This window comes from Rhizobium sp. SRI_017, from assembly GCF_057586295.1.
The window spans coordinates 48,504-67,585 of the sequence record NZ_JBYCZP010000008.1 but is presented as its reverse complement, the minus strand read 5'-3'; the positions used below and the strand labels follow the sequence as shown (position 1 = coordinate 67,585).

The following is a 19,082-nucleotide window of genomic DNA, read 5'->3' as shown; positions in this document are numbered from 1 at the left end:
AGATGAGCACCGACCAGGAGACCGTGCGGTCCTACGATGCGGTCGCGGCGAGTATGCTGCTGAGGGGGCAGTGATGCCTGAATGGGTCGCGACGGAGATCGATGTGTTCGTGACCGCGCTGGGTGGCTCAGGCAGGGTGCTCGAAATTGGAAGCGGTGGCGGGCGAGACGCAGTTGAGCTTGAGAAACGAGGGATCAGCGTGCGGCGCACGGACATTTCGAAGAGTTTCGTCGAACTGCTTCGCGAAAGTGGCTTCGAGGCCGACCTTTTGGATCCGCTGACAGAGGACTTGGCCAACCCGAAGCATCCTAACACGCCATACGATGGAATCTGGGCCTGTGCCTGTCTGATTCATGTTGCGCGTGAGGATTTCGGCACGGTGCTTGGACGGCTTGCCGGGCGACCAAGACGGGCGGTCCACTCCATGTCTCGGTTAGAGAGGGCGATGGCGAGGATGTGTCCACGCATGGCAGCGCTTCAACGCCGCGGCGCTATGTCGAGACGTACTGGCGCGAGGCGGCCCTGCGGTCCAAACTCACAGACGCCGGCTGGATCGTCAGCGAGATACGTCGGTGCGTTGGGAAGCCCGATGATCGTTGGCTGAGTGTTCGGGCGACCCGGGCTGAAGGAGGCACGCATGGGTGAAATAAAGACGAAGCCGACTGACATCAGCGTCGATGATTTCCTCAACGGCGTCTCCCATCCCCTGCGCCGCGCTGACGGCCACGCGTTGCGCGCGATGATGGAGCGTGTCACCGGTGAGCACGCGGTGATGTGGGGTCCGTCGATCGTCGGCTTCGGAATCTATCACTATCAGTACGTGAGCGGCCATGGCGGCGATATGTGCCGCGTCGCTTTCTCGCCTCGGGCGGCCAACCTCGTGCTCTATGTCGGTAAGTTTGCCGATTATGACGCCCTGGTCGCGAAGCTCGGCAAGCACAAGCGCTCGAAGGCCTGCCTCTATTTGACCAAATTGGCGGACGTAGATCTTGGTGTGCTTGAAGAGATCACCCGGCGGACCTACGCGGCGGCCGAAGGGATCGTCCCCGACCACGGCTGCTGAAGCGAAGTAACACAGGACCCGCGAGCTCAAATTACCGCAGGACGCGTAAAGGCTGTTTGAGGGCCGAAAGGGGTCCGATCACCTATGGAGGAACAAGGTACTTGAGTGGGCATTTAAAGTAAAAGATCCGACGTTGGCTTTCGGCCCGTGAGAGCGAGCCGCAGTTGGGACCCATTAGGTGTCCCACCGCAACCTGGTGCAATCAAGCGTCTGGCTGTTGCCAATGAGGGTAGGTGACGTAAGCCGTCACGGCACCATCCTCGTGGGAACGGATCGTCACCTTATCGCCCTTCTGCATGGCGATGATTTCCCCCGGACCTGCCGTCACCGATCCGTGGTCGTCGGTGACAGTGATCTTTCCTTCGATGATCACCATCGTATCGTGCACGGCCATAGTCTCCTCCAGGGTCTGGGTTGGTCCATAGCGCCCGAAACCGATCGTTATCGGACCGCCGTGACGCTGGTCGAGGACGTTACCGGCAAAAATGTCGCCATCCTGCCCTGGCGAGCGTTCCAGCGGTGCGTCGGTAAGGGCAAATTTGCGCGTGGTCATGGACTGACTCCTCTATGGTTATTTGTGCAATGTGGACGATGCGAAGCACCGGTGAAATAGATCCGCGCCTTCAGCGCGGGCCGGATGCTGAATCTACGGCTACTTTCCAGTGTGTCCGCGATGCTATTTTTAGGCCCAGGGCAATGTCCCCCGGCCGGGTCCACGCCGCCCCTGCGATTGGAGCCTATCCCTCGGGACCGAGTCCCTTCCAAGGTTGAAGGTGGGAGGCATCGAAAAGTTCCGTAAATTATTCAAATGATGGCGGCTGGCATCACACGCAGTCGCCGCATATGAGCGGATGGCTTCGGTAGAAGACTTCTGCGTGAGGTGAGGGCGGCGAGGGCTAACAAACGGATAGATTCCGACTCTCACCGAAATGCTCGCCACCCCGGCCGGACTCAGTCAGCTACTGGCGTGTTGAGCAGCTGCTGCTCCCAGAGATAAGCGATGCCGCTGCCGCCAAAGTGCTGGATGAGAATCTCGGTCAGTTCCTCGACATGCTCGGTGCGCGCCCAATCGCGTTGCCATTCGCCAGCGAGCGCCATCACGGTCATCACGTTCGCGCCTGCCGCAATCATTCGTTGGATGGCTACTTCGTGGGACTCCTTCGAAATCCCGCCCGATGCGTCGGTGATCACGGTCACGTCCCAACCTTCGCCGACGGCTTGGATCACGGGCATTGCGACGCAGACTTCGGTCCACAGGCCGGCGATGATCAGCTGCTTTCGGCCGGTCGCTTTGACGACGTTTACCACATTCTCGTCCTGCCAAGTGTTCACCCAGGTGCGATCGATGACTTCCTGGCGCGGAAATACGTCGGTGATCTGCTTGAAGAGAAGTCCACCGCGTGCCGCGATGACGCTGGTGAGAATGGTCGGAACATTGAAGGCTTTGGCTAGCTTCGCCAGCGCGGTCGTGTTGTTGACCACCATGTGCGGATCGTGGCTGTTCAGGTTCGCGAGCTGATAAGGCTGGTGATCGATTAGAACGAGGACCGAATCTTCGGGACGAAGAAGCGAATCAAGGCCGTTACGAGGGGTCATCAAGACTTCCATTCTCTGCCGCCATGGACGGAAATGGGTTCATGGGAGACATGCGTCAGCGAGGATCTACAAACGTTCGTCGCAGTGGCCGATGCGGGGGGCGTATCGGCCGCCGCGCGCCGTCTCGGCGTCTCCAAGTCAATCGTCAGCCGGCGGCTATTTCGGATTGAAGCGGAGCTTGGCGTCCAGCTTCTTGCACGAACGACCCGCGGCGCCGCGCTAACAGAAGCGGGAATTACGTTCAGGGACCATGCGGCGCGAGCCAGCGCCGAGATCGATACAGCCAGAGAAACGATCCTTCCGACCGGTGATCTTCGCGGCCGGCTACGGGTTGCTATACCGCTTACTTTCGGCCCCACCCACGTCGCCCCAGTGCTTGCCGAAATGGCGCGCCAGCACCCAAAGCTCCACATCCATACCTACTACGGGGATCGCTTCGTCGATCTCATCGCCGAAGGTTTCGATTGCGCGATCCGGGCTGGCTACCTTCAGGATTCCAACCTGATCGCGAAACGCGTCGGGCCGTTCCATGGCAGGCTTGTCGCGAGCCCGGGCTATATTGAAATGCACGGTTCACCCGAAACGCCAGGCAACCTCGTCACCCATCAGGCCCTCACGCAGGGAACGGAGACATGGCAATTCATGGATGGCGACAAGATCGTCACGGTTCAGCCGCAGGGCAGGTTCAAGGCCGACAACGCTATAGCACTTGCGGTCGCGGCGGCGGCAAGCCTCGGCATCGCCTGGCTCCCTGACTGCATCATACATGACTATGTGGCCTCCGGCGCGCTCGTTCCGATCATGACGCGCTATCCGGTACCGGTAGCAGGTGTGTATGTCGTCCGTCCGCCAGGTCAGTATCCCACGCGGAAAGTGCGGGTTCTCACCGAGATGCTGATCGATTATTTCAAACGGAACCCGGAACTTTGGGGTCTCGACGGCTAGAAACGAACGGTGCGAAGCCTCGTCAAGGACCGGCGTTCGTTGATGGCACCCCCTCGGCGATGGCCCGCATGATCCAATTGCTGCAACACAGCTTGACGGATCGCCGGGCTAGTTCGGCAGACAGTGTCGCGCCAATCTAGACAGTCCGAAAGCCCAGGAGAGGATGATGCGCATGAGTTGGAACCCGGCAATCGATTTTGGCTGTCCCGACAAGGTTGGCATCGGCGCGATCGATACCCTCATCGTTCCGCGAACGCGTGACCTCGGAGACTTCGAGGTCACGCGCGCCCTGCCGGCGCCGGAGCGGCAGATGGTGGGCCCCTTTATCTTTTTCGATCAGGCGGGACCCGCCGAGTTGCTAACAGGACAGGGGGTTGACGTTCGACCGCATCCGCCTATCGGTCTGGGTACGGTCACCTACCTGTTTCGTGGTGACGTTCATCATCGGGACAGCACCGGGTGCCGACCAGATCATCCGTCCCGGCGAGTTGAACTGGATGGTTGCCGGACGCGGCGTGTCCCACTCAGAGCGCACCTCTGTTGCCGCCCGCAATGGCCCGAACAGCCTGTTCGGTATTCAGACCTGGCTGGCACTAGCGACGCGCAAGAGGATATGGTGCCAAGCTTCGAGCACCACAGCGAAGGAGCGCTGCCGATGATCGAGGACATCGGCGTGTCGGTGCGGCTTATCCTCGGCAACGCCTACGGCAAGAACGCGCCCGCGAGGATGTTCTCCGAGACCTTTTACGCCGGCGTGACATTGGAAGCGGGGCGTCGACTGCCGATGCCGGACGATCAGGAGGACCGGGGCATCTACATCGTCGAGGGCTCGATCTCGGTCGCCAGCCAGGAATTCGGCGCCTCCCAGATGATGGTCTTCCGCCCAGGCGACAGGATCACGATCGCGGACGGCGCCCAAGGCGCGCGGTTGATGATTCTCGGCGGCGCGACTTTTCCGGGGCCCCGCTACATCTGGTGGAATTTCGTTGCGTTTTCGCAGGCGCGCATCGAAGAGGCCAAATCCAAGTGGCGCGCGCAAAACTGGGGCAAGGGTCGCTTCGATCTTCCGGGCGATGACCGGGATGAGCACATTCCTCTTCCGGACTGACCGGTGCTGACAAACGAGGTCCTGTTGACAAAGTGGGTTCTCAAATCACCGGAGGCATGAACCAAGACTGCTTTTCGGAGGCGATCTTGGCTGGCACCGATGTGACGGATTTGGATGGAAAGTCATTTAGGGGCTGTTGCCCACTTAACGCGGGAGAAAGTCACGACCTGCTCACGATAATCGTCGTTATTAGGCGCAATTACGCCTCTCCTTCCCCGTCCTGCCGATAGTGTTCTTTCCATTTCGTATCGACGTGCTTGATCTGATCAGCGGGCACGGCCTCATTGGCGGGTGCCAGCACCGTGCCTACGTTCTTGCTACCGCAAGTGCTACAGACGAGCCGAGGCACCAGGTGCACTGGCAGGGAGCTATGCTTGCGACCGAGCCGGCGCGCCACCTCACCGAGGTCCACATCTTCGTCATGGCCGCAGTCGATGCAGAACGCGTGAATACGAAGCCCAGCATCAATCACCGAGCCAATCGTCGTGTGCCGGGTTGGATAGAGTTTCTCAGCCACCTCACGCCGCCAACTTGACGAGCTGATCGTCGGGCAACGGCCGCTGCAGCGCCTTTGCGTCCGGCCAGGGCGCGGTAAGCCAGGTGTTGACCTCGTCGGGATCGGTGAGGATGACGGGCATAGCCTTCTGGTGAACCGGGGCGACGATGTCGTTCGGCTCGGTGGTCAGGAAGCCATAGAGGTCGGCGGTGATCAATCCTTCCTTGACCTTCCGAACACTGGTCCATTGCGGAACCCAGATCCCGGCGAAATAGGCAATGGGCTCGCTTTCGTCGAGCGAGAACCACGCGTTCGGTGTCCGGCCGCCTTCCGGTTTGCTGGCCGGATCGGGCTCGGCGAAGCGAGTGAACGGCACGATGCATCTGTTCTCGACACCAAGCCATGGCTTCCAATGTGAGCTCGAGGTGTTTCGGACGTTGGTCGTGCCGCCGTCGGGCTCCATCTTGAGAAGCGCGTTGAAATCGACCTCTTTGCCCTTGGCGCGCAGCTTGTCGGCACGCTTGGATGCCGCGTCCATCAGCGCCTTCTTCGACGACGGCAGGCCCCACCTGACATGGGCGAGCTGGCGCTTGCCGAGGGCCGTGTTCCGGAGAATGAGCCCCTCCCGATCGGGATAGACCTCATAGCTGTCCATATGGTTGACGAGGAACTCAGCGCCCGCAACGACGTCCGAAAAACCGATCGTCCAGTCGCGCGGGTTAAGGCGGTAGAGGTTGCACATGCGGTAGGCCTCCCATCGGTCGGCCGATACTTGCCGCCTCAGAGGTTTCGGTCAAGGTAGCCGATGAGGACGTCGTTACCCTGCTTATTGCCGCACTCGCATTTGAGTTTGCCGCGCAGGTTCAGAAGGTACTGATTGCCGACCTTCCTTTCGACGGCGCGTTTTTCGAGCCACGAAATCCGGCCGCACTTGGCACATTGACCGCCCAGCACCTCCCACTGCTGTAGGCCGGTCACGGTGTCGAGGCTCACACCATCATGGACGCGATAGGATTTCACGCCGAAGCCCAGAAAGCGCAGGTCGGAACCCGCCATGTCTACAGGCGCTCGTACTTCGGCCGCCAGCCGCGGGAGTAGCCTCGGCTCATCAACAACGCCGCAGTGGCAAGCTGATCGCGGAGAAAGTCGGCATCCAGCATAAGCTCATGCACCGCCCGCCTGGCGTCACCCCCATGGGCGCAGATCAATGCATCGACGAGATCGATCTCCTGAGGCGGGGAAGCTCTCTCCTCGCAGATATCAAGGCGCAGTTGTTCGGCCGCTGCCATGGCGATTCTCCTATCGCTGACAATGAAAAACGCTCCGCTCATGCGGAATATGTTCTTATTTTGTTCATGGTTAGGAAAAGAGTCAAGCAAGTTTCGAACGCTAGCGTCTCCAGTTGCGGGATTAACCTTTATCCCGGGGCCGAAGAAAGAACGCCGTCGCCGGCGGCAGGTTTCCGCACAAAGCCCACGACGCCGTAGCGGCATGCTACCTTGGCAGCGCCGTGAGAAACCTTCCCTCGCGCGTCAGTGCAGACGTACGTCCCGACTTCAGCGACGCCCGCTCGCACTCGGGAGGTGCGGGCGGGTAGTCATTCTACGCGGCGGCACCTGTCTGAATTGGATCTGCGAGAGCCAACTTTAGTACATCAGCCGCAGCCTCGGCATCTTCTCTTGTGCCGAAAGGTCCGTCGAGGCGATACATTTTACCATCGATGACTACAAGCGCGTCCCTTGTCACTACGTCGAAGATGAGTTCGTAATGGTTATACAAGCGAATCCTCCTTAGTTGGCAAGAGGCTGCTCTTGTCGATTCGCGGGGTAAATCAGAACATCTTGGGAGGACACCCGCGCCGTTTTCACAGAACCGAATTCGCTGTCGCAGGTCGCTCCACTTACAGGAGAATGCCCATGACACGGTTCTATTTCATATACGTGATGACGATGCCCTCATCCCCGATCGGGAAGGGCGCGAGATGGATGGCGTGAGAGACGCTCTCCGCGAAGCTGAAGAAGCAGCAAGAAGAATCCTATGGGAGAAAGTCCGCCGTACGAAGTCATCGACAGTCAAAAATTCGAGATCGATGACGAATTGGGCACCAAGCTGTTCACGGTCCCGTTCAAGTCGGTAGTGAGACTGGAATAGGTTTCACGGGCACCTGAGCGAAGGGGTGGCGCAGCATCCCTTGGCGACCGTCCTCGCGGGCGCTCCTTCTGCCCTGCTCAACTGCGGCCGACTTCAGCCTCGTTGTGTGAACTTTTCAGCGATCAGGGCATTGGCTCCGCGAAGGAGCCCACCGATGAATCTGACTGATGAGTTGATCTACCGCCTGCTCACAACAGCGACCCTGGCGAGTTTCTTCGCCTGGATGCTTCACGCGGTTTTCTAGCTGGTTAATCCGGACGCCCCATCTCTCCACCTAGGGTCCGTTCTCCGAAGTGGCGCACGAGGTCAACTTATTCTTTGACCGATGAGCATCGGGGCGGCGAAGCCCCAGGGCAGGCCAACTGTGTTACCCCAAGGCGGACTCGCAGCGGCAGTGAGCTCGCGAGCCCGGCCTTTCGCGTCACTGTCGCTATTTCTTGGGATTCACGGGAATGGGGAGCTCGCGTATTTCGGACTTACTGATTTGCCCATCTTCTCCCGGGCGGGTCACACCGACAATCGGCACTCTGCTCCCAAGCCGAAAGTCCATTATTCAGAAGCCGGCCGCATCCTCCCGCGGCCGGCTTCCTTTTTTAGAGACATGATTTTCTCGGCGCAAATGATTTGCGCGTGCTTCTAGGGCGCCATGATGCGCAAACAAGTGGAGAAGAAGTTGACTTATGATTGGGACGGCAATCGCGCCAGGCAGAATCGCAACATCAAGATGGCCGCCGTGGGCGCTCTACCCTTCCTTCTCATCGGTATCATCTCACTCAGCGTGGGGTTCTGATGCCCATGGTTGATCTCATTGTCTTCAAGGCCACCCCAAACGGCATCCGTTGGCACGTGACGCGAGACGACAAGCTCGTCAACGCATATTCGCTCCAATTTATCGCAGAACGAGCCGCGACGCGGCTGGCTAAGGTGGCCGCAAAGCGAGGGAAGTCTGCGCGTACTATGTTCTACAGGCAAGACGGCAGTGTCGGTGTCGAGTGCTGCTACGGCGTTGCGCTCTGATCTGTCGGGCGCCGTTCGTCCTCGGTCACGGCGTCACTCCATGGTCGGTGAAGTTGCGGTTCACTTGGCGGGCGACCGATGCCCTCAAGCTCATAAGGCTCCGCCGCCGATCGAGCTATGATTGTTCAGTCCAGCATTGGGAGATGGAAGGCGCTCGCACGAGGCGCATCCGGGAACTCAAGATCAGCGTGGCGGTCATTTCGACCTCGGATCTGATCATCAAGTGTTGGCTGAGCACCGATACAAACGGTTTGCATCGAGCGGCCAGGATGGCCCGGCGATCGGACAGCCCACAGAAATGCCAGGCTCGCGGAACCTCTACCGACGTGCCACGTTCACGGCGTCCAAGCTAGTCAACGGGAGGTGCCCCATGAAAGAGGAAGAGCAGAAGCAACAGATCCGCGTGGGCAAGATCGAGTCGCGGCGAAAGGAAACCGACCGGGCCTTCGCCGAGATCATGGAGAACGAACGCAAGCAGCGGGTGGAGAAGACGATGCGGCTCCGACAAATGCGGCTTGTGAAACATTGAGGTTAGAAGTTACCTCGTGCCGACCGGTATGATGGTGTAACCGACTTCCGTGAATGGGCCGGTTAAGCGTGGGGAAACCGTTCACCCTTCTCCCCGCGCCGCAACGGTTGGGACCATTGTTCACAAGTGAATGTTCGATGGATCAGCACCATATTCGCAGCCTTCGCCGGAAGTCTGCAGCAATTTCGGCGTGCGCCTGGTTACGAAACCAAAAACAGTTTCACGTCGCAGGCCAAAAAAATTCATGATGAATCATGAAACGCTTTCGAATCCCACCGGTTTACTGGGCTCAACCGGTCTCGAAAGGACTTCGAAATGAAACTCGTACTTACACTCGCCGCCGGCCTCCTGGCCGCATCCTCTTTCGCTTTTGCTGCCGACAACAATGGCGGAAAGAACGATAACAATGGCAAGGACAACATGGCCACGGGCAGCATAAATGACCCCAGTCGACCAGACATGGAAGACGCACAGAAGTGCCGTGATCATGTCGCGGGCGGCGCACCGTGCCAGGAGCCTGGTACCACTATGGACATGCAACAGTAGTCATCGCGACGGTGATGAAACGATAGCGGGGGCATTGCCCCCGTTTCCTATCATAGGCGCGCCCGCCCCGGGGGCGGCACCTAGCGCGGCGTCATGCATGACAGGCAGCTCGAGTCCCGATGCGATTTACTGAGGCTTTGAATTCGAGGCCTCTGATGACGTCGCCGGTTTGATCTCAGATGGCTCAGTGAGCGGCAGCAAGAAGAATTGCTCGGCGACGACGGGCGCGATGGGCCTGATCCCGTCTCAGGAGATGGACGCCGTCATCGGCAAAAACTGCTCATGCCGATTTGGTCGATATTGCATTCGACCGAAAGGCGGGCACTACTGCCTAGAGGATGATGGCGGGAAGAGCTATCTTAGGAACTGAGAAATGCATGGTTGGAAAGATATCGCATGACAGACGAACCTCCGAAGGCGGAGATTTCATCACTCTCGCAGCAATATGGCGACAACGAGATGACCGTTGACGTAATGATCTACAAGATCGAGGGAAACGACGGCTGGACCTTGGAGGTCGCCCTCGATGAGGAAACGTCCGTCACGTGGACCGAGCTCTTTACGACCGACCAGGAAGCGTGGGACGATTTCGCACGGGTGGTGCAAGAGGTCGGGCTACGTCGGCTTATTGATGCTGACGACGGCGACGAGATGACGATTCATTGAATACTCCGGCCCACACCCTCATCACAAGGTACCCTTTGGTTAGCAACAACTTTCGCCGGTAGACCTTCGTTAAGAATACGGATTTCGACAGTGAAATTTCCCCAATTTCCGGAGTTGAAGAAACGAGCTTAGAATTTAGGATATTTATCTTGCATGGATCTTCCTGCTGGGACGTTAGCAGCATGCCAGCGCAAGCTGAGCAACTAACTCAAGGGATGACTTCAATGCATTTTACTATAAGACACAGCCTGATTGCAATTGCAGTCCTAGCCGGCTCCTTGCGTGGTCTTCAAATGCTCTGGCGTGGGGGTGCACGGCGGAAGATCCAGAAGGCGCTACGGGGTGGAGCACAGGTTATAACTCGGAACGCAAAGCCTCGAACAAGGCTGTTCGCGAGTGTGATAGGCACAGCACGGGCGGCAAAGGCACATGCTATGTGACCGAATGCAACATTGATTGGTGAGAGTCACCTGCCCGAAAAAATGTCGAAAAACTCCTTCTGTGCGCCGCTACCTGTTGGCGCGGCGCACGATCTAATCCTTCTGCAGAAAATACTGGATTGCCGGGTCGGTCCGACATCTGGAAAGGGGCAACTGCCTCACCGAATGAATTCGCGTGATCGCATCGTCATCGGTATCGGCGTCCATGCAAGCGCAGCCATACCCCTTGGTCGCGAACGTTCTGACATATTCCCCTAACGTCAGATCCGGGATCTTGTCCATTCCCTCGGCTTGGCTGCTATCACCTCCGAGGAACATGATCTGCCAGGCGCCTCGGGTGTCGTAGAGATCCCATTTACCCGTGGCGGAGTTGCTCAGCCATCCACAGCGCTCTTCGGCCTGGCCGGGAGCGGCCATTAGAAAAATCAATGCGACACTGGCAAGAATTAGTCTCACGAAAATCTCCGGCTGGCGAGGCACGGTACCTTACCTCGCTCCTGGCCCCAACCATGGCGTCGGCAGTTTCGTGTAGGTCCTCTCACTTGCAACAGAGCCGTCCCGCTTATGGAGGATCGCTCGAGCTTGTCCACCCTTCTTCGCCACCGCCCGCGCCAGGCGCGCCATTTCGCGTTCGGCGATGCTCTGATTCGGATAGTGGGCTACAGCTCTCCCATCACGGATGACGGTCCATCCGCGTGTGGCGGGAATCGACTTGAAGGTAACGGGCTCCGCTATGGTCATTTCGCAGTGCTAATCTCAGTCTGAAGTTTCGAACGAAACGGTTGGAATCCCGTCGCGACGGCCCCGAAAAACACGATTACTCCGACGCCGAAAAGCGCCAAAACGGTTGTGGAAGTTTGAGTCCTATCGGTTCGCATGGGCCGATAAACGCGGATGGTCGAAAACGGTTCCCGCTTTCGGTTCCCACACCGCTAAGCTTCTGATAGGAGCGCTATGCGACCTCCTTACGCGGGATCCGGATCTTCTGCCAACGCCGTACGCTGGCGATCGCACACTACTCTGAACGCCATCAGCACTTCGGCAGTCGAATAGCCGGCGTCGGCTGCCTCGGACAAAATTTCACCTATGTGTGCCTCGAGTTGCTGTTCCAGCACCACAAGTCGCTGCGGATCGCCGAGCGACCGCTGTGCCAGGTTCATCAAGATCCTCTCCTCAAGTTCTCAGCACCAATATGCCGATGCAAAACAAGAATGCTGCGCTCAGAAATCCGACTGAAACCACGTCCCAATGTTCCATGACGGCCTCCTTTCGTGACGGATTCAATTGCGAGCAGCGCGGAATGTTCCAGAGCCGCGGAACGACTCCATTTGATCCCCAATGGGGTCGCGTTGGTTGAGTGAGGAGTTGTCATCATGCAGAACGAGAGCAAGGGCGTAGAACTGGACCGCATCGCCTTCGTGACGGACATATTCGCCAGCCGAATGCTTGGTGGTCTTTTGGCCGGCAAAGCTGCGCTTCATGTCCCGACAGAGCGCTTTCGTCCGCGTGGAGCGCGCTTTCGTGGTAGCCGTTGTCGGTCACCACTGGCCTGTGTTCCCCTTGTTGGCCTTCTCGATTTTGCACCAACGGGGCAAAGGATCACCGCCCTTCTCCACACTGCCGGCGCCGCCAGGGCTCACAGACGCTCGTCGAGCAGGTCGGCGGTGATGTTTCGCCCGCCGTAGACCACGCACAGGATTACAACCTCGCCGCGCTGGATTACGAAGGCGATACTGGCACTGCGCTTGTAGCCGATGATCCGCAGTCCGGGCACATGTCCGCGCGTTCGGTGCCACGCTGGGGAACATCTGGAGGCCTTCGACCAGGGGGGCACAAGGCGGTCCAGCTACGAGCCCGCTACCGGAACGCGGCTTCGGCGATGTACTGATAGAGGTCGCGGAGCTCCTGCCGGGGCTTCGGGACGGTAGATGATGCGATGGGCCATGCCCTAGCGCTTTCCCGACTTACGCCTTTCGTGCAAGGTCCGCAGTTCGGCATGCACCTCCTCGGCCGGGATTCCGGTGCTCGGATCGGCCAGATGGGCGGCCAGACGGCCGGGAAGTTCTTCCCGAATCCAACGCGCACGACCGGCCTCATGGTCCTCGAGCATGCGCAGGCCTGCCCGCACCACTTCGCTGTCGCTGTTATGTCGCCCTTCGTCAACGAGCTCTTTCAGGAACTTCTCGTAGTGGGCGCCGAGCGCGATACTGGCTATGGTCAGATCTCCTTTCCTAGAGTTTGGGGTGATTGTCTCCTCATGATACAGCGAGCGGGCGGCAACTCTCGCCACCAGACCTTTCTCATGGGTCAAGGTAGCTGACGGCCCGGATATCAACCTTGAGCCGCGACGGGTCGTTCGAAAACCAAAATCCTCCAAAAGCGCTCGACCGACCTGGCAGGTAGTCGATCGTTACCTCTGCTGTCTCCACCTCACGATCGCCTTCGGACAGCGTAGCCCGGACAACAAGGCTCGAAGCGGTTTGATTGCCGATGTTACGTGCATCGAACCTGACGGCGAATGCGTTGCCTTGGCGGACGGCAGGTGATGCTATGATCTGGATCTCTACGCGGTTTTCGGCGGTGGCGAAGCCCTCCACCACCATGTATCCCACCATGACGACGAAGAGCACTCCGGCGATCGCCGCCACGCCCCATTCCAGACCTGACGTCCCCTGTTTCGTGGTCTTAGCCTCCGTATTCTTTTCGCTTTGGCCACTCATAGGATCAGCCGCGCCGCTGCGGCGCCGATCGCGCCGGGAAAGCTGAGGACAACACAGATGCTCAGGATTTCTCGCCAGGATGTCCCGTCAATCTGTCCCAAGAGCCAAAGCAGGCAGAAGCTGACGGCCATGACGACTACGTAGCCGACCACCGTAAAGCGCGCAAACTCGCTGGCGATCGACATCCCTTCGAAGGTATGCCCGCCACGGAAATGCGCTGCATAGACGAACAGCTGCATCACCAGGAGCGAACTTAATACGAGCAGGATTTCCTGGCCTGTCGTCATCTTGAACGCGATCAAGATCGTTTCCTCTGTTGGAGCGACGCTCAACGACAAAAAGAGCGCCCCTGCCATCATAAGGAACAGCTCGCCCGCATAGGACGGCTCTCGCTCTTCGCCGTTGCCTACAGATGAACCGCCAAGCTGGCTGCGTGCAAGCATTGCGCCGATGCTGCACGGGATGAATTGCATCGCCAGCTTCGAAATGATCTCGGAGATCGGCATGCCGATCGATATGACGCCGAAAGTCCAAAGCACTATCAGCGCGGTCAGACTGGAGACCAGGATGGCGACGAGAACGTCGGCGATCTCATCGCGCCAATGGGCGGTGTAGCGGATGCCGCTGAAGTGGGAGAGGCCAAGAAGGAGCGGCAGGACCGTAGTGAGCAAGAGAGCGATACGCCAGGGGTGCAACGTCACGCCCAGCTCCCACATTTCCATCGTCATCAGGATTGGAAGCGCAAAAAGAAGTGCCCCGGCGAAGGCGCGGCCGACGCTGATCAAAAACTCGCGCGTAGTTGGGATCGCTATTTCGCTGTCCAAGCCGTCCTCCGGGATACGGATCTCAATGAGATTCGATGCCATACACTTTGCGCAGCGCCATCAACGAAATGCAACGGATGCTGCGGTCAACAGTGGGATAGCTAAGCCATATGAGCCGGTTGGTTTTGGTCCGATTTTGCTAGGTAGCTCATCATCCCTCGGCTCCGGAGGACGGCGATTCACATTCGCGACGTAGCACGTTGTAGCAGCAGAACAGCATTTTTCTCCACTATTTATCCTTGCATGCGGTATCCTAAACGCAAACTTTGGGAACAAGTCAAGAAGAGGTACACTTATGGCAAATCTCGAGAAAATAACGACCGCACTGACGCCATAGATGGCGGACTTCGTGCGCAACGCCGTCGGTGCAGATGAGTATGCCTCAACCAGCGAGGCAATCCGTGACGCGGTGCGCGAATGGAAAGAGCGGCGCGATCTGCTCGGCTACACCGTCGAGAAGCTGCGCGAGTTGGTGAAGGATTGCATCGACAGGGGCCGAGTTCACACGCCTCGATGGAGGATGTAAAGGCGGAAGCTCGCCGCCGGTTTGACGCTTCCCGGCGTGACTCCTAGTCGTGCTGCCGATCGTCCGCACAGGTCGCGCCGTTGAAGACTTGATCAGGGCTTGTCGGAAATTTTCCTGGTTCACCGATGTTGACCATCGGCAGAGAATCTGCCGCTCCGAAAGTCGCGGAGCGAGCCCATGATTCTGAATGCCCTTGTCGAAATACTGAAGCGTTAGTCAAAGGATGATTTCAAAGGCAGGCATTTTGAGACACGGCTCATAGTGCAGGCAGTGGCCTGGTATCTGCGCTCTCCGCTCAGCTATCGCGATTTGGAAGAAATGTCCCGGAAACGTGGCTTCGAGGTCAACCACATCACGATCGGTCGCTGGGTCCTGACCTACGCGCCGATGATCGAGAGGCGGTTGCGCCAGTTTCGGCGACCGCATTGCGGCTCGCTCCGGATCGATGAGACCTAAGCCAAGATCCGCGGCAAATGGCGACACCTATAACGGGCCATCGACAAACACGGAAACCCGGTGGCTTTCCTTCTGACTGCGAAGCGACCTTGATGCCGCCAAGCGCTTCTTCCGCAAAGTGCTGAAGGACTAGCCTCTGATGTCGCCGGGGGATATCGGCACGGATGGCACCAACACATTCCGACCACAATCAAAACGTCGGTTGGCGGCGGCCTGCGTCCGGATCCCCTCCACTATGTCACCAATCATCTCCAGCAGGGCATCGAAAGCGACCATTTCCGCGTGAAGAGACCGTGCCGAAGATCGGCGGCTTCCAATCCTTCAACACGGCGCGGCGAGCCATCGCGGGTTTCGAGGCGATGCTCTGGCTGAGGAAAGGCTTCGGCTTTTCCAGCGATTAGACTGTCAACGACCAGAACGACCTGCTTGCGTGACTCTTCGGGCCTCATAAGGGTAATAAAGCGTGAAATATATCCCGTTCAGGCGAGAATTACGGGTCCACCAGATGCGCGACACGCCCATACATAATCCACGTTTTCTCTCAAAGGTAAAAGTGGCATTTCCTCCCGAGGAGCCATCACGGCCGCATTAGCCGGCCAGAGCGCCTTCTCAACCGGCACCATGCTAAAAGCAGGAGGGACTGACAGTCTGTTCGCTTGACCATCCACGCCGAAATTGTCCCGGTGGGACCCAATTTGCTTGACAGCGCGTTCCATACGCATACTCGCGACAGAAGGTCCGACAAGCCTTGATAGCACCAGAAGTTTTTTGGGAGGCGACGATGACCCGCTTGAAGAAAATGGCGATCGTCAGTTCGGCGATCCTAATTGCAATCCTCACCGTCACCGCCATGGTGCTATGATGTCGCTCTCGCAGGTGCTGTGGCGGGAGAGCCGATTGGTTCTTGCACTCATCGTGGGCTTGGCGATCCTCTTCGCCGAAGACGCGCTCCTCGGCGGTGGACCCGGCACCTCATTCACCGTCTTCGCAATCTTGCTCGTCGCCATTGTCGCGGTTTCCGTCCGCGTCGCGCGCCATGCGGAGGCGCTTGCCAAGAGAATTGGTGATCCCTATGGCACGATGATACTCACGTTATCGGCGGTCCTCATCGAGGTTGTGATCCTTGCGATCATCATGAGTTCCGAGAGCTCACCGACACTCGTTCGCGACACCATCTATTCGGCGGTGATGCTCGATATCAACGGGATCATCGGGCTCGCGGCCCTTATTGGCGGTTTGAAACACGGGGAACAGTCCTATAACGACAATTCAGGCCGCACATATGGTGTGATGATCCTGACGGCGATCGGCATTTCCATGATCGTGCCGGAATTCGTGCCGCCGGCAAAGTGGCACCTCTATTCGATCTTCACGATCTTCGCGATGATCACGCTTTACGCGCTGTTTCTGCGCATGCAGATTGGACAGCATTCTGGCTTCTTTCGCTACAGCTATTCCGCCGCCATGCAGGAAGCCGGAACGGATGGCCAAAGCTCCGCGCCGCCGTTGGCTTTTTCGATCGCAATAATCATCCTCGGCGTAGCGCTGATCGGCTTCCTGGCAGAGATCATGTCCGCATTCCTTAGCGCCGGCATCAAGGCAACTGGTGTCTCACCGGGATTAGTCGCGGTTGTCGTAGCCGCGATCTCGGCTGCGCCTGAGATCCTGACCGCCCTGAAAGCCGCGCTTCGCAATCGCATGCAGGCGGTCATCAACATCGCAATGGGCGCCTCGCTATCCACCGTTATCCTCACCGTACCGGCAATGCAAGCGCTGGCCCTTTATGAGGGTCAACCTCTCATCATGGCGATGACCCCGCTTCAGACCGTCATGGTCGCACTCACGCTCATTGCTGCAGCAATCAATCTCAACGACGGAGAGACGAACGCCATTGAAGGTATGACCCACTTTATTCTCTTTGCCACGTTCATAACGCTGACTGTTCTGACCGCCTGAGGTGCAATTACTCCGTGAGATGACCTGACCTGAAATATGCGGAGGTCGACAGCCAGCGTGGGACATGGGATTAGAGGGTTCCATCACCACTATAAGACATCCAATGCGAACCAACTGCCGACGCCTTTAGATACGAAACCGTAAATTTATGGTTTCCAGATGGAATGTGTGATCTCACTGACCGAGATCATCCATTGGCGGCCAAAGATTTAGTCGAGCCAGGAGCGTGCGAGGCTCTGCCGCGAGGATTTCGCCACGTCAGTCGGCACGCCCATCCTGATGGCATGATCGTCACGCAGGTCAACAAGGCTGAGTTCGGCAATCGTGTAGCGCCGCGCATAGATTTCTCTTTGCTCAATCGAAAGATCGCCGATAAGGCCGTGCCGGCGATCACGCAGGGCCGCCTCGAGGAAACAGACCTTAAGTGTTTCGCCCAGATAGAGAACGCCGAAGCGCTTTGCGGCGTCACGTCGGCGCGGATCACTGAAGCGGCTCGGCGTCCAGCTGCCCAAAGGGACCGCCAGCTCACGCGTCGGGGTTCGGGAAATTACTCAAACGCCAACGTTTGGTATCTGCCTGAAGGCCAAGATCTTAGCCTGCCTGCTCCGTTTTACAGGCGCGTGCATATTGATCGTCGAGAACGCTCACAAAGCGAAAGCGCCGCCTGCTGGCCAGAAAGGCACCCTAAACGAGCCGCGCTAAGTTACCGTAACCAGCCAGCCCATAAAAAAGCCCGGCAGTTCCGCCGGGCTTCTTTCAATCGATCAGCAAAAGCGCTTCTTAACAACGACGCCGTGGCGGTTGATCTTCTTTTTGACGAAGCAGCCGCTACCAATGACGACCTTAGGACCGCCAATCCAGATACCAGCGCGCCAGCCGGTGTGGCGATGGTGCCAACGGCCGTGGTTCCAGCCAGCGTGACGCTTCCACGCGCGCTTATGGTGCCATGCGTGATGGTGCCCCTTGTGCCAGCCGCGCTTCCAGCGTTGTCCGGCTTCGGCAGCTGTGGTCAAGGACGTGGTTGCGATCAGTGCAGCAACCGCGCCCACAATTATCTTTCTCATAATGCTCTCCGCGTTCGTTGATGCACCCGTCTAATATCGGGGTGATGAACCGTGCATGAATGAGTGCTAACATTCAGATGAGGGATGGACCTGGCAATCCCGCCAGGTCCTTTTACCGAATCCGGGCCGCGCACAGTCCGTCCTAACCCATAGGTCGGCCTTTACTTGCCATGAACCGCACATGAACAAGTCCTAAAATTCAGGTCTACGCTGAATGCGATCGTCTTCAACTGATGACGCAGATGACGAAGTCAGCGTAGCCGCTGCGAACGACGGACAATTTTGCTCAGCCTTGGGAACAAACTGACAAGAAGATCCATTTCAAATTTTCCTGGGAGAAAAAGAAATTCCGAACGCCGCCATCCCTCTCGTTACATTTTTTTGAATTGCCTGATGGCCGCCGTTGTAACTCCCTTCTCGAACCACCTCTCCCCAGGCTGTGTCATCGCCAGCCTGGCGCCACCCAACCGAGATTTTCGAGCCGACCCATGGCCGGCTCCTTCGCAAGGAAGCCTGGACATGGTGACATTCACTCTCAATGGAAAAGAACGCACGTTCGACGGCGATCCCGAGACGCCTCTGCTCTGGGTCATCAGGGATTTCGAGAAACTGACCGGGACGAAATATGGCTGCGGTGTCGCCCAATGTGGCGCCTGCACGGTTCACCTAGACGGCATGACTCGCCGCTCCTGCGTCACCCCGATCTCGATGGTCGACGGCTCCGAGATCGTAACGATCGAAGGCATCGAGGGCAAAGAGGCCGAAGCGATCCAGACCGCGTGGGCTGCGATCGACGTGCCGCAATGCGGCTACTGTCAATCCGGGCAGATCATGTCGGCGGTTGCGCTTCTGCAGATGGTGCCGAAGCCGACAGATGCGGAGATTGACGGCGCAATGGCCGGCAATATCTGTCGATGCGCCACCTATCATCGTATCCGTGCGGCTATCCATAATGCTGCCAACTCGATGGAGGGCTGAG

General features: G+C 58.2%; 25 protein-coding genes and 3 pseudogenes. 12 read left to right on the top strand and 16 right to left on the bottom strand.

Translation table 11 applies throughout. The annotated features are described in order from the left end of the window. Window positions 1–2 precede the first annotated feature (2 nt). Together AC2YI2_RS18290 and AC2YI2_RS18285 are read left to right on the top strand one after the other, a co-directional pair. Window positions 3–645: pseudogene (locus AC2YI2_RS18290) on the top strand (class I SAM-dependent DNA methyltransferase). Beyond that, window positions 638–1,063 carry a DUF1801 domain-containing protein gene (locus tag AC2YI2_RS18285; RefSeq protein ID WP_487387923.1) on the top strand — a complete coding sequence of 142 codons (426 nt, stop codon included), beginning with the start codon at window positions 638–640 and terminating at the stop codon, window positions 1,061–1,063. The pseudogene AC2YI2_RS18290 and the gene AC2YI2_RS18285 overlap by 8 nt, the downstream one beginning before the upstream one ends. A gap of 202 nt (window positions 1,064–1,265) precedes the next feature. Here AC2YI2_RS18285 and AC2YI2_RS18280 read toward each other — a convergent pair whose 3' ends face one another. Both AC2YI2_RS18280 and AC2YI2_RS18275 read right to left on the bottom strand, forming a co-directional pair. After that, window positions 1,266–1,616: an ethanolamine utilization protein gene (locus tag AC2YI2_RS18280; RefSeq protein WP_487387922.1), complete on the bottom strand. Its 351-nt coding sequence runs from the start codon at window positions 1,614–1,616 to the stop codon at window positions 1,266–1,268. Between the two features lie 398 nt (window positions 1,617–2,014). Next, complete coding sequence (locus AC2YI2_RS18275) at window positions 2,015–2,659, bottom strand: hydrolase (RefSeq protein ID WP_487388158.1); 645 nt, start codon at window positions 2,657–2,659, stop codon at window positions 2,015–2,017. 33 nt (window positions 2,660–2,692) lie between these two features. Between AC2YI2_RS18275 and AC2YI2_RS18270 the strand changes: the two genes are divergently transcribed. Next, window positions 2,693–3,604 carry a LysR family transcriptional regulator gene (locus tag AC2YI2_RS18270; RefSeq protein WP_487387921.1) on the top strand — a complete coding sequence of 304 codons (912 nt, stop codon included), beginning with the start codon at window positions 2,693–2,695 and terminating at the stop codon, window positions 3,602–3,604. A 172-nt stretch (window positions 3,605–3,776) separates the two neighbouring features. Further along, window positions 3,777–4,712, top strand: a pseudogene (locus AC2YI2_RS18265) (pirin family protein). Between the two features lie 199 nt (window positions 4,713–4,911). Here the strand turns inward: AC2YI2_RS18265 and AC2YI2_RS18260 are convergent. From AC2YI2_RS18260 to AC2YI2_RS18245, 4 genes are read right to left on the bottom strand one after another with little or no spacing between them, the layout of a single operon-like run. Then, window positions 4,912–5,229 (bottom strand): hypothetical protein, encoded by a 318-nt coding sequence (locus AC2YI2_RS18260; protein WP_487387920.1) that lies wholly within the window; start codon window positions 5,227–5,229, stop codon window positions 4,912–4,914. A gap of 1 nt (window position 5,230) precedes the next feature. Beyond that, complete coding sequence (locus AC2YI2_RS18255) at window positions 5,231–5,950, bottom strand: SOS response-associated peptidase family protein (protein ID WP_487387919.1); 720 nt, start codon at window positions 5,948–5,950, stop codon at window positions 5,231–5,233. Between the two features lie 38 nt (window positions 5,951–5,988). After that, on the bottom strand, window positions 5,989–6,264 hold the full coding sequence (locus tag AC2YI2_RS18250) for a hypothetical protein (protein WP_487387918.1): 276 nt from the start codon (window positions 6,262–6,264) through the stop codon (window positions 5,989–5,991). A gap of 2 nt (window positions 6,265–6,266) precedes the next feature. Continuing rightward, window positions 6,267–6,497 (bottom strand): hypothetical protein, encoded by a 231-nt coding sequence (locus tag AC2YI2_RS18245; RefSeq protein WP_487387917.1) that lies wholly within the window; start codon window positions 6,495–6,497, stop codon window positions 6,267–6,269. A gap of 494 nt (window positions 6,498–6,991) precedes the next feature. Here AC2YI2_RS18245 and AC2YI2_RS18240 point away from each other — a divergent pair, with 494 nt between their 5' ends. The 4 genes from AC2YI2_RS18240 (at window position 6,992) to AC2YI2_RS18225 (ending at window position 10,117) form a co-directional block, all read left to right on the top strand. Further along, window positions 6,992–7,345 (top strand): DUF6894 family protein, encoded by a 354-nt coding sequence (locus AC2YI2_RS18240; RefSeq protein ID WP_487388157.1) that lies wholly within the window; start codon window positions 6,992–6,994, stop codon window positions 7,343–7,345. Between the two features lie 1,401 nt (window positions 7,346–8,746). Next, window positions 8,747–8,905 carry a hypothetical protein gene (locus tag AC2YI2_RS18235; RefSeq protein ID WP_487387916.1) on the top strand — a complete coding sequence of 53 codons (159 nt, stop codon included), beginning with the start codon at window positions 8,747–8,749 and terminating at the stop codon, window positions 8,903–8,905. Window positions 8,906–9,220: 315 nt separating this feature from the next. Further along, window positions 9,221–9,451 (top strand): hypothetical protein, encoded by a 231-nt coding sequence (locus AC2YI2_RS18230; protein ID WP_487387915.1) that lies wholly within the window; start codon window positions 9,221–9,223, stop codon window positions 9,449–9,451. A gap of 396 nt (window positions 9,452–9,847) precedes the next feature. Then, window positions 9,848–10,117 carry a hypothetical protein gene (locus AC2YI2_RS18225; protein WP_487387914.1) on the top strand — a complete coding sequence of 90 codons (270 nt, stop codon included), beginning with the start codon at window positions 9,848–9,850 and terminating at the stop codon, window positions 10,115–10,117. Window positions 10,118–10,650: 533 nt separating this feature from the next. Here AC2YI2_RS18225 and AC2YI2_RS18220 read toward each other — a convergent pair. From AC2YI2_RS18220 to AC2YI2_RS18185, 8 genes are all read right to left on the bottom strand, one after another. Then, window positions 10,651–11,013: a DUF4087 domain-containing protein gene (locus tag AC2YI2_RS18220; RefSeq protein ID WP_487387913.1), complete on the bottom strand. Its 363-nt coding sequence runs from the start codon at window positions 11,011–11,013 to the stop codon at window positions 10,651–10,653. Between the two features lie 30 nt (window positions 11,014–11,043). Further along, the gene (locus tag AC2YI2_RS18215) at window positions 11,044–11,298 is read right to left on the bottom strand and encodes a DUF2188 domain-containing protein (protein ID WP_487387912.1); all 255 of its coding nucleotides are present in this window, start codon (window positions 11,296–11,298) and stop codon (window positions 11,044–11,046) included. A 224-nt stretch (window positions 11,299–11,522) separates the two neighbouring features. Further along, complete coding sequence (locus AC2YI2_RS18210) at window positions 11,523–11,717, bottom strand: hypothetical protein (RefSeq protein WP_487387911.1); 195 nt, start codon at window positions 11,715–11,717, stop codon at window positions 11,523–11,525. A gap of 120 nt (window positions 11,718–11,837) precedes the next feature. Further along, window positions 11,838–12,038 (bottom strand): hypothetical protein, encoded by a 201-nt coding sequence (locus AC2YI2_RS18205; protein ID WP_487387910.1) that lies wholly within the window; start codon window positions 12,036–12,038, stop codon window positions 11,838–11,840. Between the two features lie 155 nt (window positions 12,039–12,193). Beyond that, entirely contained in the window at window positions 12,194–12,331 is a 138-nt protein-coding gene (locus AC2YI2_RS18200; protein ID WP_487387909.1) for a hypothetical protein, read from the bottom strand. Window positions 12,332–12,505: 174 nt separating this feature from the next. After that, a complete protein-coding gene (locus tag AC2YI2_RS18195; protein WP_487387908.1) occupies window positions 12,506–12,868 on the bottom strand; it encodes a type II toxin-antitoxin system ParD family antitoxin in 363 nt (120 codons plus the stop codon). Further along, on the bottom strand, window positions 12,858–13,205 hold the full coding sequence (locus AC2YI2_RS18190; protein ID WP_487387907.1) for a hypothetical protein: 348 nt from the start codon (window positions 13,203–13,205) through the stop codon (window positions 12,858–12,860). The genes AC2YI2_RS18195 and AC2YI2_RS18190 overlap by 11 nt, the downstream gene beginning before the upstream one ends. A gap of 68 nt (window positions 13,206–13,273) precedes the next feature. Then, window positions 13,274–14,143, bottom strand: coding sequence for a TIGR02587 family membrane protein (locus AC2YI2_RS18185; RefSeq protein ID WP_487387906.1), 870 nt, complete (start codon window positions 14,141–14,143; stop codon window positions 13,274–13,276). A gap of 295 nt (window positions 14,144–14,438) precedes the next feature. Here AC2YI2_RS18185 and AC2YI2_RS18180 point away from each other — a divergent pair, with 295 nt between their 5' ends. From AC2YI2_RS18180 to AC2YI2_RS18170, 3 genes and pseudogenes are all read left to right on the top strand, one after another. Then, window positions 14,439–14,627 carry a ribbon-helix-helix domain-containing protein gene (locus AC2YI2_RS18180; protein WP_487387905.1) on the top strand — a complete coding sequence of 63 codons (189 nt, stop codon included), beginning with the start codon at window positions 14,439–14,441 and terminating at the stop codon, window positions 14,625–14,627. A 177-nt stretch (window positions 14,628–14,804) separates the two neighbouring features. Beyond that, window positions 14,805–15,517 (top strand): annotated as a pseudogene (locus AC2YI2_RS18175) (IS6 family transposase). Between the two features lie 427 nt (window positions 15,518–15,944). Next, entirely contained in the window at window positions 15,945–17,039 is a 1,095-nt protein-coding gene (locus AC2YI2_RS18170; RefSeq protein ID WP_487387904.1) for a calcium:cation antiporter, read from the top strand. Window positions 17,040–17,248: 209 nt separating this feature from the next. Here AC2YI2_RS18170 and AC2YI2_RS18165 read toward each other — a convergent pair whose 3' ends face one another. After that, complete coding sequence (locus AC2YI2_RS18165) at window positions 17,249–17,551, bottom strand: RES domain-containing protein (RefSeq protein ID WP_487387903.1); 303 nt, start codon at window positions 17,549–17,551, stop codon at window positions 17,249–17,251. A 252-nt stretch (window positions 17,552–17,803) separates the two neighbouring features. Next, complete coding sequence (locus tag AC2YI2_RS18160; RefSeq protein WP_487387902.1) at window positions 17,804–18,103, bottom strand: hypothetical protein; 300 nt, start codon at window positions 18,101–18,103, stop codon at window positions 17,804–17,806. Between the two features lie 519 nt (window positions 18,104–18,622). Between AC2YI2_RS18160 and AC2YI2_RS18155 the strand changes: the two genes are divergently transcribed. After that, window positions 18,623–19,081 (top strand): (2Fe-2S)-binding protein, encoded by a 459-nt coding sequence (locus AC2YI2_RS18155; RefSeq protein ID WP_487387901.1) that lies wholly within the window; start codon window positions 18,623–18,625, stop codon window positions 19,079–19,081. Window position 19,082 lies beyond the last annotated feature (1 nt).

Coding starts and splice junctions, on each gene's coding strand:
- AC2YI2_RS18205 (WP_487387910.1), bottom strand. CDS start 12,038: ATGAAGCGCAGCTTTGCCGGCCAAAAGACCACCAAGCATTCGGCTGGC.
- AC2YI2_RS18285 (WP_487387923.1), top strand. CDS start 638: ATGGGTGAAATAAAGACGAAGCCGACTGACATCAGCGTCGATGATTTC.
- AC2YI2_RS18155 (WP_487387901.1), top strand. CDS start 18,623: ATGGTGACATTCACTCTCAATGGAAAAGAACGCACGTTCGACGGCGAT.
- AC2YI2_RS18250 (WP_487387918.1), bottom strand. CDS start 6,264: ATGGCGGGTTCCGACCTGCGCTTTCTGGGCTTCGGCGTGAAATCCTAT.
- AC2YI2_RS18225 (WP_487387914.1), top strand. CDS start 9,848: ATGACAGACGAACCTCCGAAGGCGGAGATTTCATCACTCTCGCAGCAA.
- AC2YI2_RS18170 (WP_487387904.1), top strand. CDS start 15,945: ATGTCGCTCTCGCAGGTGCTGTGGCGGGAGAGCCGATTGGTTCTTGCA.
- AC2YI2_RS18255 (WP_487387919.1), bottom strand. CDS start 5,950: ATGTGCAACCTCTACCGCCTTAACCCGCGCGACTGGACGATCGGTTTT.
- AC2YI2_RS18185 (WP_487387906.1), bottom strand. CDS start 14,143: ATGGCATCGAATCTCATTGAGATCCGTATCCCGGAGGACGGCTTGGAC.
- AC2YI2_RS18210 (WP_487387911.1), bottom strand. CDS start 11,717: ATGAACCTGGCACAGCGGTCGCTCGGCGATCCGCAGCGACTTGTGGTG.
- AC2YI2_RS18275 (WP_487388158.1), bottom strand. CDS start 2,659: ATGACCCCTCGTAACGGCCTTGATTCGCTTCTTCGTCCCGAAGATTCG.
- AC2YI2_RS18180 (WP_487387905.1), top strand. CDS start 14,439: ATGGCGGACTTCGTGCGCAACGCCGTCGGTGCAGATGAGTATGCCTCA.
- AC2YI2_RS18160 (WP_487387902.1), bottom strand. CDS start 18,103: ATGAGAAAGATAATTGTGGGCGCGGTTGCTGCACTGATCGCAACCACG.
- AC2YI2_RS18280 (WP_487387922.1), bottom strand. CDS start 1,616: ATGACCACGCGCAAATTTGCCCTTACCGACGCACCGCTGGAACGCTCG.
- AC2YI2_RS18235 (WP_487387916.1), top strand. CDS start 8,747: ATGAAAGAGGAAGAGCAGAAGCAACAGATCCGCGTGGGCAAGATCGAG.
- AC2YI2_RS18270 (WP_487387921.1), top strand. CDS start 2,693: ATGGGTTCATGGGAGACATGCGTCAGCGAGGATCTACAAACGTTCGTC.
- AC2YI2_RS18230 (WP_487387915.1), top strand. CDS start 9,221: ATGAAACTCGTACTTACACTCGCCGCCGGCCTCCTGGCCGCATCCTCT.
- AC2YI2_RS18245 (WP_487387917.1), bottom strand. CDS start 6,497: ATGGCAGCGGCCGAACAACTGCGCCTTGATATCTGCGAGGAGAGAGCT.
- AC2YI2_RS18215 (WP_487387912.1), bottom strand. CDS start 11,298: ATGACCATAGCGGAGCCCGTTACCTTCAAGTCGATTCCCGCCACACGC.